We start from the raw sequence: 3133 nt of genomic DNA, 5'->3' as shown, positions 1-3133 counted from the left end.
CCCGTACCTCGGACAGGCGGGTGTTGACGTCGGCCAGCCGGGCGGGCAGTTCCGCGTCGGCGGCGGCCACCTCGGCCGGCCCGGTGTCGAGGGCGACCAGTTCCACACCGGCCTCCCCGTCGCGCCGCACCGGACGCAGCAGCAGGACACCGTCGTCGGCGTGCTTGACCAGGTTGCTGGTCAGCTCGGCGGCGACGATGGCCAGGTCGGCGGTGCGGTCGGCACCCAGATCGAGCTGGACGCCGAGCCGCTCGGCGGCCCGACGCACCGTGCTGGCCGCGCTGCCGTTCTCGACCCGGAACCAGACTCCGCGGTCGGAGACCGCGTCGTCGTTCATCGGGACCACTTGGTGACCGTGATCCTGGTTCCCTCACCAACGGCGGTCTGGATGTCGAACTCGTCGACGAGCCGGCGTGCGCCGCTGAGCCCGAGACCGAGCCCGCCGCCGGTGGTGTAGCCGTCGGTCAGCGCCAGGTCGAGGTCGGCGATGCCCGGGCCGGAGTCGGCGAAGACGATCCGCACGCCCCGCCGCCGGCCGTTGTCGACCGTGGCCACCTCGACCGTGCCGCCGCCGCCGTACACCAGGGTGTTGCGGGCCAGCTCGCTCGCCGCGGTGACGACCTTGGTCTGGTCGACCAGCGAGAGCTTGACGGCCACCGACACCGTACGCACCAGCTGTCGGACGCGTACCACGTCCTCGTCGCTGCGGATCGCCTGCGCCTGCGGCTGGCCCAGGTCGACTCCGGCGGTCATGACAACGCCGTCGTCTCGGCGTCCGGTTCGTCGTCGAACGCGAGCTCGTCGGCGTGGGCCGCCGCGATCAACTCCATGCCCCGCTCGACGTTGAGCGCCGTCCGGATGCCGTTGAGCGACAGGCCCAGCTCGACCAGGGTGATGGCGACGGCGGGACGCATGCCGACCACGACCGTCTCCGCGTCGAGCACCTTGGAGATCGAGGCGATGGTCGACAGCATCCGCCCGACGAAGGAGTCGACGATGTCCAGGGCGGTGATGTCGATGATCACACCGTGGCAGCCGGTGGCGACGATCCGCTCCGCGAGGTCCTCCTGGAGCTGGACCGCCGTCTGGTCGGACATGTCGACCTGGATGGAGACCAGCAGGATGTCGCCGATCTTGAGGATCGGCACCCGTTCCATCAGGCCTCCCGGCGCTGGCGGCGGCCGGTCTCGACCCCGGTGAGCCGGAGCACGTGCCGCAACGCGTCGGCGAGGCTGGCCTTGGTGGCGATGTCGCCGAACTCGATGCCCAGCGCCACGATGGTCTGCGCGATCTGCGGCCGGATGCCGGAGATGATGCAGTCGGCGCCCATCAGCCGGGCGGCCACCACGGTCTTGAGGACGTGCTGGGCGACCTGGGTGTCCACCGCCGGTACGCCGGTGATGTCGATGATCGCGTAGGGCGAGCCGGTGTCGACCAGGGTCTGGAGCAGCCGCTCCATCACCACCTGGGCCCGGGCCGAGTCGAGGGTGCCGACCAGCGGCACGGCGACCACGCCCTCCCAGAGCTTCACCACCGGGGTGGACAGCTCCAGCAACTGCTCCGCCTGGTCGGCGATGAGGCTCTCGCGGGTGCGCACGAAGCTCTCGAAGGTGAACAGGCCCATCTGGTCGATCAGCCCGGAGAAGGCGACGTAGTCGCGCAGCCTCTCGGAGCCGCCCTCGGCCTCCAGCAGCTCCAGCAGCACCTCCTTCAGCGCGAACACGCTGATCGCGGTCTCGGAGGCGGAGAAGCCCTGCCGGGCGCGCCCCCTGGACAGCTCGGAGAGCACGGCGCGCAGCTCCGTGGCCTGCTCTGAGTCCAGGTCGACGGCGCCCTGCTCACTCGCAGTGATCATGCTAGAGTGCAGCTCCTGCACCTGCCGACGCAGCTCGCCCTGGCTGAGCCGCCCGCGCAGGGACGCGGCGACGATCTCCGTCCAGCGCTGCGTGACCCGCTCGGCGTGACCGGTCAGCAGACCGGCCAGCCGGTTGCCTTCCTCCGTGCTCAACGCCATGGTGAACCCCCTTCGACCTCGACGGCGGACTCTATCACCGGAGGCCGGAGCGCTAGTTGCCGCAGGGCAAACGAATGAGCACGGCCACCGGATACCGCCTCCCGTTCTGCGTACCACCCCGATGGTGGGATACCGTTTCCCCGATAACAGGAGGTCTGGCGAATGTCCTTGACGGTGCACACGGAACAGCGCGGCGACGTGGTCGTCGTCTCGGTCGCGGGCGAGCTGGACATGGCGACCGCACCGCAGCTTCAGGACCAGATCACCGACCTGCTCGACAAGGGTCGCAGCCGACTCGTCTTCGATCTGGCGAACGTCTCGTTCTGCGACTCCACGGGGCTGTCGGTGTTCGTCCGGGCCAAGAACAGCTGCGACGAGGCCGGCGGCGTGGTGCGGCTGGCCGCCCCGCAGCGGGGCGTGCTGCGCATCCTCGAGGTGAGCGGCCTCGTCGAGGTGCTGCACACCTACCCCACGGTCGAGCAGGCCGTGGCCGGCGACCCCACGCCCGCCACCTCCTGACGGTTCCCCCTCACGCCTCGTCCTCGATGTGCCGGGGACGGGCGATCACCATGCCCGCGCCGGTCTGCACGGCGAGTGCCACCAGCAGGAACCCGATCGGGACGGTCCACCCGCCGGTGGTCCCGTAGAGGATGCCCACGAGCAGCGGCCCCAGCGCGGCGATGAGATACCCGACGCTCTGGCTGAACGCGGAGAGCGCCACCGTCCCCTCGGCGGTGCGCGCGCGCAGCCCGATGGTGGCCAGGATCATCGGGAAGGCGCTCTGCCCGATCGCGAGCAGCACCACCCAGAGCAGCGCCCCGTCGTGCGGCGCGACGGCCATCCCGACGTAGGCGAGGGCCATCGCGGCGGAGAGCGTCAGCACCAGCGGGTGCAGGGTGCGCAGCCGCCCGGCCAGGGTGGGCATCAGCAGCGCGATCGGCACGCCCAGGGCGGTCACGCCGGCGAGCAGCAGGCCCGCGTCCTGCGGTCGGTAGCCGGCGTCGCGGAAGAGCTGGGCCAGCCAGCCCATGATCGCGTAGGCGCCGAGCGACTGCGTCCCGAAGTAGACCGCCATCGCCCAGCCGAGCCGGGTCCGCCCGGGCCGGTTCCGCCCGGGGC

Annotated in this window: 4 protein-coding genes and 2 pseudogenes; 1 reads left to right on the top strand and 5 read right to left on the bottom strand. The window is 71.2% G+C overall.

The window, feature by feature from the left end; all coding sequences use genetic code 11:
* The 4 genes and pseudogenes from AB0B91_RS64735 to AB0B91_RS64720 all read right to left on the bottom strand — a co-directional run.
* A pseudogene (locus tag AB0B91_RS64735) lies at positions 1-337 on the bottom strand (hypothetical protein); the annotation flags it as partial.
* On the bottom strand, positions 334-753 hold the full coding sequence (locus AB0B91_RS64730; RefSeq protein ID WP_089002490.1) for an ATP-binding protein: 420 nt from the start codon (positions 751-753) through the stop codon (positions 334-336). The pseudogene AB0B91_RS64735 and the gene AB0B91_RS64730, both read right to left, overlap by 4 nt.
* Positions 750-1157 carry an STAS domain-containing protein gene (locus AB0B91_RS64725; RefSeq protein WP_089002491.1) on the bottom strand — a complete coding sequence of 136 codons (408 nt, stop codon included), beginning with the start codon at positions 1155-1157 and terminating at the stop codon, positions 750-752. The genes AB0B91_RS64730 and AB0B91_RS64725 overlap by 4 nt, the downstream gene beginning before the upstream one ends.
* Positions 1157-2014 carry an STAS domain-containing protein gene (locus AB0B91_RS64720; RefSeq protein WP_089002492.1) on the bottom strand — a complete coding sequence of 286 codons (858 nt, stop codon included), beginning with the start codon at positions 2012-2014 and terminating at the stop codon, positions 1157-1159. Before AB0B91_RS64720 ends, AB0B91_RS64725 begins: the two co-directional genes overlap by 1 nt.
* A gap of 162 nt (positions 2015-2176) precedes the next feature.
* Between AB0B91_RS64720 and AB0B91_RS64715 the strand changes: the two genes are divergently transcribed.
* A complete protein-coding gene (locus tag AB0B91_RS64715; protein ID WP_089002493.1) occupies positions 2177-2533 on the top strand; it encodes an STAS domain-containing protein in 357 nt (118 codons plus the stop codon).
* Between the two features lie 10 nt (positions 2534-2543).
* On the opposite strand, the pseudogene AB0B91_RS64710 reads toward AB0B91_RS64715, so the two are convergent.
* Positions 2544-3133: pseudogene (locus AB0B91_RS64710) on the bottom strand (MFS transporter); the annotation flags it as partial.

This window comes from Nonomuraea sp. NPDC049141, from assembly GCF_040648415.1.
Classification (GTDB): Bacteria; Actinomycetota; Actinomycetes; order Streptosporangiales; family Streptosporangiaceae; genus Nonomuraea.
This window is presented reverse-complemented; position numbering and strand designations above follow the sequence as displayed.

Bases quoted from the DNA above. Each gene is read 5' to 3' on its own strand.
- AB0B91_RS64715 (WP_089002493.1), top strand. From the start codon at position 2,177: ATGTCCTTGACGGTGCACACGGAACAGCGCGGCGACGTGGTCGTCGTC.
- AB0B91_RS64720 (WP_089002492.1), bottom strand. From the start codon at position 2,014: ATGGCGTTGAGCACGGAGGAAGGCAACCGGCTGGCCGGTCTGCTGACC.
- AB0B91_RS64730 (WP_089002490.1), bottom strand. From the start codon at position 753: ATGACCGCCGGAGTCGACCTGGGCCAGCCGCAGGCGCAGGCGATCCGC.
- AB0B91_RS64725 (WP_089002491.1), bottom strand. From the start codon at position 1,157: ATGGAACGGGTGCCGATCCTCAAGATCGGCGACATCCTGCTGGTCTCC.